At 44.2% G+C, this 13,467-nt stretch carries 10 protein-coding genes and 3 tRNA genes; all 13 read right to left on the bottom strand.

Annotation, left to right across the window (positions count from 1 at the left end; all coding sequences use genetic code 11):
• Nucleotides 1–223 precede the first annotated feature (223 nt).
• The 13 genes from DYI25_RS13280 to DYI25_RS13220 all read right to left on the bottom strand — a co-directional run bounded on the left by DYI25_RS13280 (nt 224) and on the right by DYI25_RS13220 (nt 13,416).
• Nucleotides 224–296, bottom strand: a tRNA-Phe gene (locus DYI25_RS13280).
• A gap of 297 nt (nt 297–593) precedes the next feature.
• Nucleotides 594–665, bottom strand: a tRNA-Glu gene (locus DYI25_RS13275).
• A gap of 70 nt (nt 666–735) precedes the next feature.
• A tRNA-Lys gene (locus tag DYI25_RS13270) sits at nt 736–811 on the bottom strand.
• Between the two features lie 433 nt (nt 812–1,244).
• Nucleotides 1,245–2,534: an adenylosuccinate synthase gene (locus DYI25_RS13265; protein ID WP_213369680.1), complete on the bottom strand. Its 1,290-nt coding sequence runs from the start codon at nt 2,532–2,534 to the stop codon at nt 1,245–1,247.
• Between the two features lie 228 nt (nt 2,535–2,762).
• Nucleotides 2,763–4,127 carry a replicative DNA helicase gene (gene dnaB / locus DYI25_RS13260; RefSeq protein ID WP_213369679.1) on the bottom strand — a complete coding sequence of 455 codons (1,365 nt, stop codon included), beginning with the start codon at nt 4,125–4,127 and terminating at the stop codon, nt 2,763–2,765.
• Between the two features lie 115 nt (nt 4,128–4,242).
• Nucleotides 4,243–4,692: a 50S ribosomal protein L9 gene (rplI, locus tag DYI25_RS13255; protein WP_213369678.1), complete on the bottom strand. Its 450-nt coding sequence runs from the start codon at nt 4,690–4,692 to the stop codon at nt 4,243–4,245.
• Complete coding sequence (locus DYI25_RS13250; RefSeq protein WP_213369677.1) at nt 4,689–6,662, bottom strand: DHH family phosphoesterase; 1,974 nt, start codon at nt 6,660–6,662, stop codon at nt 4,689–4,691. Before DYI25_RS13250 ends, rplI begins: the two co-directional genes overlap by 4 nt.
• A gap of 30 nt (nt 6,663–6,692) precedes the next feature.
• Nucleotides 6,693–7,634: a YybS family protein gene (locus DYI25_RS13245; protein WP_213369676.1), complete on the bottom strand. Its 942-nt coding sequence runs from the start codon at nt 7,632–7,634 to the stop codon at nt 6,693–6,695.
• Between the two features lie 563 nt (nt 7,635–8,197).
• On the bottom strand, nt 8,198–8,434 hold the full coding sequence (rpsR, locus tag DYI25_RS13240) for a 30S ribosomal protein S18 (RefSeq protein WP_031307629.1): 237 nt from the start codon (nt 8,432–8,434) through the stop codon (nt 8,198–8,200).
• Between the two features lie 50 nt (nt 8,435–8,484).
• The gene (ssb, locus tag DYI25_RS13235; protein ID WP_213369673.1) at nt 8,485–8,976 is read right to left on the bottom strand and encodes a single-stranded DNA-binding protein; all 492 of its coding nucleotides are present in this window, start codon (nt 8,974–8,976) and stop codon (nt 8,485–8,487) included.
• A 78-nt stretch (nt 8,977–9,054) separates the two neighbouring features.
• The gene (gene rpsF / locus DYI25_RS13230; RefSeq protein ID WP_213369671.1) at nt 9,055–9,342 is read right to left on the bottom strand and encodes a 30S ribosomal protein S6; all 288 of its coding nucleotides are present in this window, start codon (nt 9,340–9,342) and stop codon (nt 9,055–9,057) included.
• 260 nt (nt 9,343–9,602) lie between these two features.
• Entirely contained in the window at nt 9,603–10,703 is a 1,101-nt protein-coding gene (gene ychF / locus DYI25_RS13225) for a redox-regulated ATPase YchF (RefSeq protein WP_213369669.1), read from the bottom strand.
• Between the two features lie 712 nt (nt 10,704–11,415).
• Nucleotides 11,416–13,416 (bottom strand): molybdopterin-dependent oxidoreductase, encoded by a 2,001-nt coding sequence (locus tag DYI25_RS13220; RefSeq protein WP_213369667.1) that lies wholly within the window; start codon nt 13,414–13,416, stop codon nt 11,416–11,418.
• Between the last annotated feature and the right edge of the window lie 51 nt (nt 13,417–13,467).

Here is a 13,467-nt window from a genome sequence, read left to right as displayed (position 1 = left end):
GAAGTTAAATGGAATTTAACATCGGAATATTTTCCTATCCAACACTAATAAAATAATCCGAAAACCTAGTAATATCAGGGTATTCTCCTACTTTTGAAGGATTATTATTGAACAATATTGTTAATAGCAATACAAACATGTTAAAAATAGGAATTTTATCGTTATGTTACATAAATGTTACAAAAAAAAGAGAGCATGTCATATGACACGCTCCCTTTTTTAATGGCTCAGGACGGAATCGAACCGCCGACACAAGGATTTTCAGTCCTTTGCTCTACCGACTGAGCTACTGAGCCATGATAATTAAGTTGTTCCCTAAACTTTTATTAGCTTAGGTCCTTTGCTCGAATGACCTTCTGGTCTTTCTCGCAGGTTGCCGCAGATGCTGAGTCGATGATGTGAGCAACCTGCTCTACCGACTGAGCTACTGAGCCATGATAATTAAGTTGTTCCCTAAACTTTTATTAGCTTAGGTCCTTTGCTCGAATGACCTTCCGGTCTTTCTCGCAGGTTGCCGCAGATGCTGAGTCGATGATGTGAGCAACCTGCTCTACCGACTGAGCTACTGAGCCATGATTAAATATGTAATAAAGTGACCCCTACGGGATTCGAACCCGTGTTACCGCCGTGAAAGGGCGGTGTCTTAACCGCTTGACCAAGGGGCCATATATTAAGTTGTCCTTTTTATCTGATGCAAGGTTAAGGAGGATTATTTTCGCTACCGCGAAAAAATCTTGGTGAGCCATGAAGGACTCGAACCTTCGACCCTCTGATTAAAAGTCAGATGCTCTACCGACTGAGCTAATGGCTCGTATAGAAAGAAGTAACACTTAGTTTTGTGAACCCTAAATAGTTTAGTGTTTCGCATCTGCGATGTTCGAATGACCTTACAGTCCTTCTCGCAAGTTGCCGCTGAAGCGAACTCCAGGATGCAAGCAACTGACTGAGCTAATGGCTCGTGTTGAAAACTTTATCACTTTTTGTCGAATTAGTGACAACGTTGTTTATATTACCATAGCATTTTACGGTTTGTATATATTTTTTTGAAATTTTTTTTGCTATTTTATCTTATACATTAATTTCACTTCGAATTCAGTAGCAAACCCTTTTAATTTGATATGGTTTACAAATGAAGATTCTATAAAAACAGGCAAATTCCGCGAACTGTAAAATATCTGGATACTGCTGCGGGAATTCTCCCAAAAAAATTCCCCGCTCATACTTGAACGGGGACAGATATGGAACTATGATCTCCACGGACTGCGGACGACGTTTGTCTGTGTCCGGTCCGGGCCTACTGAGAAGATGGACAATGGGATGCCTGTCAGTTGTGAGATGCGCTCTAGATAGTGTCTTGCGTTTTCTGGCAATTCATCAAGTGATTTCACGCCTGTGATATCTTCAGTCCAACCTGGCAGCTCCTCGTAGACTGGCTCACATTCAGCGAGTGTCTTCAGACTGGCCGGGAATTCTTCAACCAATTCGCCTTTGTAGCGGTACGCGACACAAATTTTAAGTGTTTCTATGCCTGTGAGGACATCGATGGAATTAAGCGATAAATCGGTAATTCCGCTGACACGGCGGGCATGACGCACAACGACGCTGTCGAACCAGCCTACGCGGCGAGGGCGACCTGTAGTCGTACCGTATTCGCGTCCTACTTCACGAATCTGGTGACCGATTTCGTTATCTAACTCTGTAGGGAATGGACCGTCACCGACACGAGTTGTATAAGCTTTTGAAACTCCTACGATATGGGTGATTTTTGTTGGCCCTACTCCCGAACCAATTGTCACACCGCCAGCTACTGGGTTGGAAGATGTAACGAATGGATATGTACCCTGGTCGATATCAAGCATAACGCCCTGTGCACCTTCAAATAGCACTCGACGGCCTTCATCTAAAGCATCATTCAGCACGACGGAAGTATCGACAACATAATCCTTGATTTGCTGCCCATATTCAAAATACTCATCCAGTATATCTTCAAGCTTAAAGCCTTCTGTCTCATAAATTCGTTCAAGCAGACGATTCTTTTCTTCAAGATTGCGGGTAAGCTTTTCCTCGAATACTTCACGATCCAACAAATCGGCAATCCGGATTCCGGTACGTGCAGCCTTGTCCATGTATGCAGGACCGATCCCCTTCTTGGTTGTTCCGATTTTATTAGCACCCTTGCTCGCCTCTTCCACTTCATCAAGTTTCAGGTGATACGGAAGGATGACATGAGCGCGGTTGCTGATGCGCAGATTATCAGTCGTAACATCTTTGTCGTGAAGATAAGCAAGTTCCTTCACGAGCGCTTTTGGATCCACAACCATGCCGTTTCCAATGACGCTGATTTTATCTTTATAGAAAATCCCTGATGGAATTAAATGCAATTTATATGTTTCACCATTGAACTTAATTGTATGTCCGGCGTTGTTACCTCCCTGGTAACGGGCAATCACTTCGGCATTTTCTGATAGGAAGTCTGTAATCTTCCCTTTCCCTTCGTCTCCCCATTGTGTCCCTACTACTACTACGGATGACATATAAAAAGCACCTCCAAAGGTATACGGTTATTTTTTTCCGTTTCAAACATATAAAGTTTACCAGTAAACACAACTAAAAGTCAATAAAACACGAACATTATTTTTATATTTCATTTATTTCGTTCGTGAAACCCTACATCCTATATAGCCTTAATAAAGAATCTGTTAGTTTAGCCTAGTTAATATTGAGCAAAAAAAAGAGAATCAATCCATAAGGATCAATTCTCATTATGCCCCTGGTGGAGCGTACGATTCGTCATACCTGTTTTCAATGTTGACGAATTTATTGTATTCTTTAACGAATGCCAGCTTTACGGTTCCTACTGGGCCGTTACGCTGCTTGGCGATGATGATTTCAATGATGTTCTTGTCTTCAGATTCCTTGTCATAATAATCATCACGGTAAAGGAAGGCAACGATATCGGCATCCTGTTCGATTGAACCGGATTCACGGATATCAGACATCATCGGGCGCTTGTCCTGTCGCTGTTCCACACCACGGGAAAGCTGGGACAGAGCGATTACAGGGACCTGCAATTCACGCGCCAGTTGCTTGAGGGAACGGGATATCTCGGATACTTCCTGCTGACGGTTTTCACCGGCGCGACCGCTCCCAAGGATCAGCTGCAAGTAGTCAATCATGATCATGCCGAGTCCTTGTTCCTGCTTTAAGCGGCGGCATTTTGACCTTATATCGGTAATTTTGACACCCGGAGTATCATCAATGAAGATTCCTGTATTCGACAGGCTTCCCATTGCCATCGTCAACTTGCCCCAGTCCTCATCAGTCAGAGAACCTGTACGCAGCCTTTGGGCATCGATATTTCCTTCAGCACAAAGGACACGCATGACAAGCTGTTCTGCACCCATCTCCAAACTAAAGATCGCGACATTCTCTCCAGTCTTTTTGGCAACGTTCTGTGCGATATTCAAGGCGAACGCCGTTTTACCTACAGATGGACGGGCGCCTACGATGATTAAATCGTTTCGCTGAAAGCCTGCCGTTATTCGGTCAAGCTCGGTAAATCCAGTTTCAAGGCCGGTGATATCCCCTTTACGATTGTGCATTTCCTCAATATTATCGTATGTCCTGACCAGGACATCCTTTATATTATGGAAGGCTCCACCGCCTTTGCGCTGGGCAACCTCCATGATGTTCTTTTCTGCTTCGGCAAGTAATGCTTCGACTTCATCCTCACGCATATAGCCATCTTCAGCGATGCCTGATGCTGTCCGGATCAGCCTTCTAAGCAGTGATTTTTCTTCTACGATTCTAGCATAATACTCTATATTAGCAGCCGTCGGAACGGATGCAGCCAATTCACTTAAATAACTGACGCCTCCAACATCTTCAATCAGCTTGGAGGATGCCAATTCTTCAGTGACGGTCACCAGGTCGATGGCTTTGCCTTTATCATTTAAGTCCAGCATAACGTTGAAGATTTTCTGGTGTGCAACACGGTAAAAATCTTCGGGTAATAGAATTTCTGAAGCAAGAGTTAAAGCTGATGGCTCTAAAAATATTGCACCAAGTACGGCTTGTTCCGCTTCCATGTTTTGTGGCGGAAGTCGATCCGCGAATAATTCACTCATCTGCCTGCCCCCTTACAAAATCTCATCTAATTGAAAAAAGTGATCAGCAGAACCGATCACCTATTTTCTGTAACTATATTATTTTATCATGTTTACGGCTATATGGAACTGTAAATTATTTACCTTCTTTAACATGGACATTTAAAGTTGCCTGGACATCTTTATGAAGCTTGACTGGAACCTTTGTGTATCCAAGTGTGCGAATTGCATCCTGAAGCTCGATTTTTCTCTTATCAAGCTTGATGCCATTAGCTTTTTGCAGCTCATCAGCAATCTGCTTGCTTGTGATTGAGCCGAAAAGACGGCCATCTTCTCCAGATTTCGCAGATAATTCTACTGTAACTTTTTCCAGCTTTTCCTTCAAAGCTTTCGCATCTTCAAGCTCCTGCTGAGCCATTTGCTCTTCTTTCTTCTGTTGTGCATTCAGGGAACTCATAGCAGCCTGATTTGCTTCTACTGCAAGACCCTGTTTGATCAGGAAATTGTGTGCGTAGCCATCAGCCACATTTTTGATTTCGCCTTTTTTGCCTTTTCCTTTTACATCCTTCAAAAAGATTACTTTCATTCTTTTTGTCCCCCTTCTAAATAATCATCTATCGCATTTTGTAAAAGTGTTTCTGCCTCATCCGTAGAAATATCATACATTTGTGTGGCAGCATTGGTTAAATGCCCGCCACCTTCGAGATTTTCCATGATCACCTGGACGTTGATTTCACCGAGAGATCTTGCGCTGATGCCAATGATGTCTTCTGATCTTTTGGAGATCACGAATGATGCTGAAACACCATCCATCGTCAAGAGTGTGTCTGCTGCCTGCGCAATCAGAACCTGGTCGCAATAAACATCGTCCTCGCCTTTTGAAATGACAATGCCATCACGGTAAAAATAAACATTCTCTATAATTTTAGCTCTTTTGATATACGTATGAATATCTTCTTTTAAAAACTTTTGGACTAGAACGGTATCCGCACCATGGCTGCGCAGGTATGATGCAGCATCAAAAGTCCGGGCTCCTGTCCTTAAGGTGAAGCTTTTAGTATCGACGATGATTCCCGCCAATAAAGCAGTCGCCTCAAGCATCTGGATTTTGCCGTTTTTCGGCTGGTATTCAAGCAATTCTGTAACAAGTTCAGCCGTCGATGAAGCATAAGGCTCCATATAGACGAGCAGTGGATTTTTGATGAATTCCTCGCCTCGGCGATGATGGTCGATGACAATGACATTCTCGATCCTGTTCAACAGTCGCTCATCGATCACAAGCGATGGTTTATGAGTATCGACAACGACTAGCAATGTGTCATCAGAAGCAATTTCATATGCCTGTTCTGGTGTAATGAATCGTGAGTAAAGGGAATCGTTTTCCTTAATCTCATCCATCAGACGCTGTACGCCTGTATCAATCTCATTTTTATTATACACAATAAAGCCTTCACGCTTGTTCATTTGTGCTACTTTAAGGATGCCGATTGATGAACCAATTGCGTCCATATCCGGATTCTTGTGTCCCATAATCAAAACCTTGTCACTTTCGACAACCAATTCCTTCAACGCATGAGAAATGACTCGCGCCCTAACCCTTGTGCGTTTTTCAACTGGATTCGTCTTGCCGCCATAAAACTTAACTTTGCCATTAGGCTGTTTGATCGCTACCTGGTCGCCGCCGCGTCCCAAAGCCAAATCTAGACTCGACTGTGCCTGTGTTCCGAGCTCAGGAAGCGATGAATAGCCTGTACCAACACCAATACTCAAAGTTAGGGGGACATTTTGCTTTGACGTCGTTTCCCTTACTTCATCGAGGATGGTGAATTTTCCTTTTTCCAGCATCAGGAGAATATGTTCACTAAAAACAGCGATGAATCGTTCTGAAGAAACCCTTTTGAGAAACACTCCATTATTGGTAGCCCATTTATTTAAAATGGAAGTCACAAGACTGTTCAAGCTGCTTTTCGTCTGGTCATCCATTCCCTGAGTCAGTTCTTCATAGTTATCAAGATAAATAATCGAAATAACAGTGCGCTCATCACGGTACATTTTTTCGATTTCTGCTTGTTCGGTCACATCGAAAAAGTAGAGCAGCCGTTCCTCAGGTTTATGGATGACTCTGAACTTCCGGTCGTGAAGAGTTAAGATTTCTGTTTCCACCTCTTGCTTGATCAATGGAATGACCGCATCGGCAACATCATACAGCGATTTGCCTACTAGTGAGTCTTCATTGAAACAAGCAGCAATAAAAGGATTCGTCCACTCAATATAATAGTCGTCATTAATCAGCATGATCCCAATGGGCATTTCCATCAATGCTTCTTCGCCGACTTTTTTCACCCGATAAGACAGCGTGGAAATATATTCTTCCGTCTCCTGCCTAATTTTATGGTTTACTTGAAAAATTAGATATATCAACAGGCCAGTGAGAATGAAGCCTGCTGCTCCTATAATCCAATTATAGTAAGACAGCACTCCAATTAGCACCAGTATTACGGCCATCAATCCATACAATGGATATCGTATTTGCCGCCTCTCTAAATAAGAAGGCATGTGCTCAGCTCCTAAAGCGTTAGTTTCTGATTACTTCTTCTCCCCAAGACGTTTTCTTAAGTCAAATCCTAAATCAATTATACCTAATATCCTGACAATATAAAGAACAAATGGCAGGAGGAAAATCAGAATCATGACGATGATTGGAACAGCTTTAGGATACCGTTTAATATGTGTTACATAAAACACTAATGATACCCCTTGGAGAACCATCAGCATCTGCAGTATGAACGAAAGATTGGAAATCACCCAGAACCAGTATGTTCCTTTTTCAGGCTGCATGATCAAAGCTGCAATCATCGTGATGAGATAGTACCATAAAATACTCTTAGGCAAGTTCAAATCCCTGAATGGGCGCCAGGTTGGCACCTTGATACCGAAACGTTTCAAGAATGGGAACGATACAAGCTGAAGCAGGAATACAATCAAAAATGAAGCCATGACGAACATGCTTGGTACAAGTACTTCAAGCATATCGACCATTGACTGAAATTGCTCGATGAGGTTCTCATCTGGTGTTTGCCCCATCTGTTCAAGCAATTTTATCGCCTGGTCGATAGAGGCTCGAAAAACCTCCATCATTTCATCAATAATATTAATTTTAAATAAAATGACCGACAATGCATATTGTGCCACTAAATTCAAAAGAAAAACGAGGGAACCAGCTATGTATGCTGCAAACCTGCTTTTCCCTTCCCTGACCATGTAACCCATCACGGCTCCAGTCGTCCCATATGCCAACGCCAGCGGGATTGCCAGGAGTGACCCTAGAATCATCGATAAAAATACGGCTGCAAGCGTAAAAACAGCAGTACTTTTCCAGTCATACTTTGCACCGAAAAACATGAATGGCAAAGAAAGAAAGAGATTCACAATTAAACCAAGGCCAGGTATATAAAAAGTGATCAACAATAAAACCGCAAAAATCGCTAACAGGACGGCCCCCTCTGTCAGCTTATATGTATTTTTCATAATCCACCTCACAGAAATGCGTAAGCGCCTTGAACAGCCCCGACAAGCGTTGGAGGGCCTGACAGTGAAGTCGCTTTTTGACTTCATTGGCAGGACTGAAACGTCTCGAGGGGCTAGGCGCTGAAGCTAGACACAGAAATGCGTAAGCGCCTTGGACAGCCCCGACAAGCGTTGGAGGGCCTGACAGTGAAGTCGCTTTTTGACTTCATTGGCAGGACCGAAACGTCTCGAGGGGCTAGGCGCTGAAGCTAGACACAGAAATGCGTAAGCGCCTTGAACAGCCCCGACAAGCGTTGGAGGGCCTGACAGTGAAGTCGCTTTTTGACTTCATTGGCAGGACTGAAACGTCTCGAGGGGCTAGGCGCTGAAGCTAGACACAGAAATGCGTAAGCGCCTTGGTCAGCCTTGAAAGTTTTGGGGCTAGACGAATAGTTCTCTTTCAATTCAAGTTACACTAACCATAAGAACTATTTTAGCTTCTAAACAACTGACAAGCAAACGAAGTGCCGTACAGCTAATATAAAAGGCAGCGGGATGCCCCGCTGCCTTTTAAAATCCGATCATTATTCGCCTGAAACGTATGGCAGTAATGCCATTTGACGAGAACGTTTGATTGCAACTGTCAATTTACGCTGATACTTAGCGCTTGTTCCAGTTACACGGCGTGGTAAAATCTTACCGCGCTCAGAGATGAATTTTTTCAAAAGATCTGTGTCTTTGTAATCGATCTTAGTGATTCCGTTTGCTGTGAAGTAGCAAACTTTACGGCGTTTTGCACGTCCGCCTCTGCGTCCACCCATTGCCATGGTCATTTCCCTCCTTGTGTATTCTATTTCATGTCCTAGTTATATTAGAATGGAAGATCATCATCTGAAATGTCGATCTGGCCGCCACCTGCAAATGGATCTTCATCTACTTTTGTATAACCTTGGTTTTGTCGTTGATTCTGATTCTGATTCCCGAATGGGGAACCTTGATCATTTTGACGGGAATAACCGCTATCCCCTCTGTCTGAAGACTGTCCTTTTGGCTCAAGGAACTGAACACTCTCAGCAAGAACTTCTGTAACGTATACACGCTTACCATCTTGTCCTTCGTAGCTGCGAGTTTGAACTCGTCCATCAACACCTGCAAGGCTGCCCTTCTTCAAGAAGTTAGCAACGTTTTCGGCCGGACGGCGCCATACCACACAGTTGATGAAGTCAGCTTCTCTTTCCCCCTGTTGGTTGGTAAATGAACGATTTACCGCAAGAGTGAAAGTAGCCACCGCAACTCCATTCGGTGTGAAACGTAATTCAGGATCCTTGGTCAAACGGCCAACAAGAATGACACGATTCATCATCAGAATCAACTCCTTCCCCCCAGCATGGATGTTCCATGTGAAACATCTGCCGCTGAAAGTTTATATTTATATCATTAATTATTCTTCTTCTTTAATTACGATGTGGCGAAGGATATCTTCGTTGATCTTAGCAAGACGAGAGAATTCCTCAACTGCTGCCGGAGTAGCGTTTACCTTAACAAGCTGGTAGTAGCCATCACGGAAATCATTGATTTCATAAGCTAGGCGGCGTTTGCCCCATTCCTTAGCTTCTGCAACTTCCGCACCGTTTTCTGTAAGGATTGTGCTGAAACGCTCAGTAAGAGCCTTTTTAGCTTCCTCTTCAATGTTTGGGCGGATGATGTACATAATTTCGTACTTTCTCATCACTGTCACCTCCTTTTGGTCTAAACGGCCCCATTACAGGGCAAGGAGTAATTGATTAATTACTCACAAGATGAAATTATATCACAGAATATATTCAAAGGCAACGCTATGTATAGCAATTCTGCTTTTCATATTCTAGGCGATTAATCCCTTTAACTAAACACTAACATATGTTCGTATTTCTGTCTATTTTAACTTTAGGAAATTTAAACCTTTTTTACAAATACAAAAACCCTGCGAATTACGCAGGGTTTAGCTTATTAGACATTAAAACGGAAGTGGATGATGTCTCCGTCTTTTACTTCATATTCTTTTCCTTCGAGACGTACTTTTCCAGCTTCCTTGGCTGCTGCCATGGATCCGGCTGCAAGAAGGTCATCGTAGTGGACTGTTTCTGCACGGATGAATCCACGCTCGAAATCAGAGTGGATGACACCAGCACACTGAGGTGCTTTCATACCGTGGCGGAATGTCCATGCACGGACTTCCTGGACGCCAGCTGTGAAATATGTGGCCAGTCCAAGCAGACTGTATGCCGCACGGATCAACTGGTCCAAACCTGATTCTTCAATCCCTAGTTCCTCAAGGAACATTTGCTTTTCTTCGCCTTCAAGCTCAGCGATTTCTTCTTCAATCTTGGCACTGATGACGATTACTTCCGCATTGTCTTTTTGTGCAAACTCACGGACTTTCTGGACATATTCATTTCCGCTTGGATCTGCGACATCTTCTTCGCCAACGTTAGCAACATAAAGCATTGGCTTGATTGTAAGCAAATGAAGTTGTTTAACGATTTTCATTTCTTCGTCAGTGAATTCAACCGCTCGTGCTGGTTGTTCAGCTTCAAATGCATCACGCAGACGAGCAAGAATTGGAAACTCAATAGATGCTTCCTTATCTTTTTGCTTAGCCAATTTCTCGACGCGGCCAATTCTTTTTTCAACCGACTCTAGGTCAGCAAGAATCAACTCCAGGTTAATAACCTCAATATCAGAAATAGGATCTACTTTACCTGCAACGTGAGTGATATTGTCATCTGCAAAGCAACGGACTACCTGGCAGATCGCATCCACCTGGCGAATATGGGAAAGGAACTTGTTTCCTAGCCCTTCACCTTTGCTGGCACCTTTAACGATTCCAGCGATGTCAGTGAATTCGAATGCAGTCGGTACAGTCTTTTTCGGTTGTACAAGCTCAGTCAATTTAGTTAAACGATGGTCAGGAACCTCAACGATTCCGACATTCGGGTCAATCGTACAGAACGGATAGTTAGCTGATTCAGCACCAGCCTGTGTGATCGCATTAAACAATGTAGATTTCCCAACGTTAGGAAGTCCAACAATACCTGCTGTTAAGGCCATCCATGTCACTCCTCTATTTAAAAATGTATCTATTCAAGCAAGAATCACCTAAACGATTTTTTCCTCTCACAATTATAGAGATTACGAAAGGAAAAGACAAGCTTGGAAGAAAAGCGCAAGCGCCTTGGTCAGCCCCGACAAGCGTTGGAGGGCCGACCGGTGAAGTCGTTCTTTGACTTCATTGGGCGGACCGAAACGTCTCGAGGGGCTAGGCGCTGGAGCTGGACAAAGAAAAGCGCAAGCGCCTTGGTCAGCCCCGACAAGCGTTGGAGGGCCGACCGGTGAAGTCGTTCTTTGACTTCATTGGGCGGACCGAAACGTCTCGAGGGGCTAGGCGCTGGAGCTGGACAAAGAAAAGCGCAAGCGCCTTGGTCAGCCCCGACAAGCGTTGGAGGGCCGACCGGTGAAGTCGTTCTTTGACTTCATTGGGCGGACCGAAACGTCTCGAGGGGCTAGGCGCTGGAGCTGGACAATAATCGAAGTGAAAATTCACACTTTTTTAATCTTATAAACAGAAGCAATAGTTCCACTTCTTCTCATTAGCGGGCCCTATTGGTGACCTCTTTTCCGGTTTTCTTGGATTTTAGGGCGCCAATAAGCTCTATTGGTTACCTCTTTTTCGGTTTTCCTGCATTTTAGGGAGCAAATATGTTGATCCCTGTTCCCCTCAAAAGAAACGCCGCACTCTCAATAAAGTGCGGCAGAACAGTCATCAATCTTTTTCGACTTTTTCGATATTAACAAGGCAATCGTATAGTGTACTGCCGAGTCCGTTGTCTGACTCCCTGCTTGAGGTCAGGAGGTTAGCGGAGCCGCCGAACCGGGCGCTCAATCCTTCGTCGATATTCACGGTCCCTGGGTGGGCAGCCTTGAGGATCGACACCGTACCATGGATTTCGCCTCTATCATTCCAAACCCGGACATAGTCCTGATCTTTCAACCCTTTTTCAGCAGCCACACTATTAGCAATCTCCACTTTCACATAAGGTTCTGGCTGGAACAGGTGGAAATGCTGCGAGTGGTTGGAACGCAACGGGTGAATCGTCAACAATGTATATGGATATTTTTCCGCCAGTTCTGGGTTGGTCCATTTTGTTTCGGTTGGCAGTGACAGCTTGATCCGGCCGTCAGTAACTGCAGATGAAGTGAATTCATATTTGCCGCTTGGCGTCTTGAATTTACGATTTGCCCATGGAATCTCATCTACTAGCAGTTCGGCAAATTTCTCATCACGAATTTTTTCGAGCGAGATACCCTTCTTCAACAATGAAACGAGCCCCATTTCCAAGAATTCTTCTCTTGTAAAATCAAATTCCTCGCCAAAGCCTAATCTTTTTGCTAATTCCGCCCAAATCCAGGCGTCCGGCTTTGCTTCTCCTGGTGGCTCAACCAGCTTCGGACCGTGATTTACATAATGATGGTACATGGAAGAATAGTAGACATCTTCTACCTCAAAAGCAGTGGCAGCCGGCAAAACATAATCCGCAAGCTCTGCTGTATCCGTCATGTACTGGTCGATCACTACAAGCGTTTCGAGGGATTCAAACGCCTCTCGAACTCTATTAGTATCAGGTACCTGTGTCAGCGGATTTCCGCACGTGACAATTCCCATTTTTATCTCAGGATCAACGGCTGAAAGGATTCCCTCTGCCTGCCTCATCATTGTAAAAGTACGTGAAGAATTTTTCCGCTCAGCCATGGTCATATTTTGGTAGTCAAAGCTCTGCCCTACCTGCTTGTTCGCATAGTTCGCGCCGCCGCCAGGAATGCCGATATTGCCGCTGACAGCAACTAACGCGTCTAGCAGCCTGATGGTATTGCCTCCATTTTCATAACGCTGCATCCCAAGGCCCATGATGGTTGATACTGGCCGGTCAGCATATACTTCTGCAAGATGAGTGATGATCTCAATCGGAACTTCGGTCACTTCACTGATATAGTCCAATGTTACGCTATCCAGCAATGCCTTTAAATCCTCGAAGCCAACTGTATGAGCTGCCAAAAACTCCTCATCATGCAATTTCATACTTAGAAGTTCCTTCATTATGCCAGCTGCCAGTAGCCCGTCAAAACCCGGCTTGATGGAAATGTATTCGTTCGCCAGCTTGGCTGTAGCATTAAAAATCGGATCGATTACATAAATCTTCGTGCCATTCTTTTTCACAGACTGCAGGTTTTGAAAAAGATGCATATTTGTCCGAGCGACATTCCTGCCCCAAATGACGACATGCTTACTGTTCGCCAAATCCCCCGGGGAATGGCTGTAAGCATCGCCGAAATCCCAGTTTTGCGCTTCAATCCCGGCTCCCCAACAAATTGAACCGGTCAATTCAGTCACACCGCCAAATAGATTGAAAAAGCGGCCGTCAAGATTGGAGAGTAAACCACTGTTGGCGTAATCATGGCTATGCAAAACGGAAGTGGTTCCAAAGCTATCTTTATAATGAGCCAGTTTTTCCGCAATCTCATCGAGTGCCTGCTCCCAGGAAAGCTGCTGGAATCTACCCTCGATTTTTTTTAGCGGATAAAGCAATCTATTTTCTGAATTTGCCCTGTTCTCGAGCATCCTGCCCCGTCCGCAAATCTTTCCTTGAGTTATGGGATGCTCCGGATTACCTTCAACCTTCGTTACCTTCCCATCCTCGACAGTAACAAGAAAACCGCAGCTGTCCCAGCAATTCAGCGGACAAGCTGAATGATGTACTGTTGCCACTTCCTCATCCCCCCACTAATTCTCTATATCGTTCATAATTTTATTATTAAG

It is taken from the genome of Mesobacillus boroniphilus (assembly GCF_018424685.1).
GTDB classification, from domain to species: domain Bacteria; phylum Bacillota; class Bacilli; order Bacillales; family Cytobacillaceae; genus Mesobacillus; species Mesobacillus boroniphilus_A.
The sequence above is the reverse complement of the archived record's forward strand: the minus strand, read 5'-3'. Positions and strand labels throughout refer to the sequence as shown.